Origin of the sequence: Planotetraspora sp. A-T 1434, assembly GCF_025420585.1 — a bacterium.
Lineage (GTDB): Bacteria > Actinomycetota > Actinomycetes > Streptosporangiales > Streptosporangiaceae > JAOEGB01.
Genome location: NZ_JAOEGB010000070.1, coordinates 1 through 1,294, shown reverse-complemented (window position 1 = coordinate 1,294; position 1,294 = coordinate 1). Strand labels below are relative to the sequence as shown.

At 67.9% G+C, this 1,294-nt stretch carries 1 pseudogene; it reads left to right on the top strand.

What is annotated here, in order from left to right:
• Positions 1 to 1,294 (top strand): annotated as a pseudogene (locus tag N5079_RS34975) (DNA-directed RNA polymerase subunit beta); the annotation flags it as partial.

The following is a 1,294-nucleotide window of genomic DNA, read 5'->3' as shown; positions in this document are numbered from 1 at the left end:
GCGTCTCCGTACGGTGGGCGAGCTCATCCAGAACCAGGTTCGCCTGGGCCTGGCCCGCATGGAGCGCGTCGTCCGTGAGCGCATGACGACCCAGGACGTCGAGGCCATCACGCCGCAGACCCTGATCAACATCCGCCCGGTGGTGGCGTCGATCAAGGAGTTCTTCGGCACCTCGCAGCTGTCGCAGTTCATGGACCAGACCAACCCGCTCGCGGGCCTGACGCACAAGCGGCGTCTGTCGGCCCTCGGCCCCGGTGGTCTGTCGCGTGAGCGGGCCGGCTTCGAGGTCCGTGACGTGCACCCGTCCCACTACGGCCGGATGTGCCCGATCGAGACCCCGGAAGGCCCGAACATCGGCCTCATCGGCTCGCTGTCGTCCTTCGGCCGGGTCAACTCGTTCGGCTTCGTGGAGACGCCGTACCGCCGCGTCGAGGACGGCCGGGTCACCGACCAGATCGACTACCTGACCGCGGACGAGGAGGACAGGCACGTCGTCGCCCAGGCCAACACGGTCCTGAACGCCGACGGCAGCTTCGCCGAGTCCCGCGTGCTGGCCCGCCGCAAGGGCGGTGAGTTCGAGGCGGTTCACCCGTCCGACGTGGACTACATGGACGTCTCGCCGCGCCAGATGGTGTCGGTCGCGACCGCCATGATCCCGTTCCTCGAGCACGACGACGCCAACCGCGCGCTCATGGGCTCCAACATGCAGCGCCAGTCGGTGCCGCTGCTGAAGAGCGAGGCGCCGCTGGTCGGCACCGGCATGGAGTACCGCGCCGCGACCGACGCCGGTGACGTCATCAACGCCGAGAAGGCCGGTGTGGTGGAGGAGGTCTCCGCCGACTACGTCACCGTCATGAACGACGACGGCACCCGGACCACCTACCGGGTCGCCAAGTTCAAGCGGTCGAACCAGGGCACCTGCTTCAACCAGAAGCCGATCGTCGCCGAGGGCGACCGCGTCGAGGTCAACCAGGTGATCGCCGACGGGCCCTGCACCGACACCGGTGAGATGGCGCTGGGTAAGAACCTGCTCGTGGCGTTCATGCCGTGGGAGGGTCACAACTACGAAGACGCGATCATCCTCTCCCAGCGCCTGGTGCAGGACGACGTGCTCTCCTCGATCCACATCGAGGAGCACGAGGTCGACGCCCGCGACACCAAGCTGGGCCCCGAGGAGATCACCCGGGACATCCCGAACGTCTCCGAGGAGGTCCTGGCCGACCTCGACGAGCGGGGCATCATCCGTATCGGCGCCGAGGTCACGACCGGTGACATCCTGGTCGGCAAGGTGACC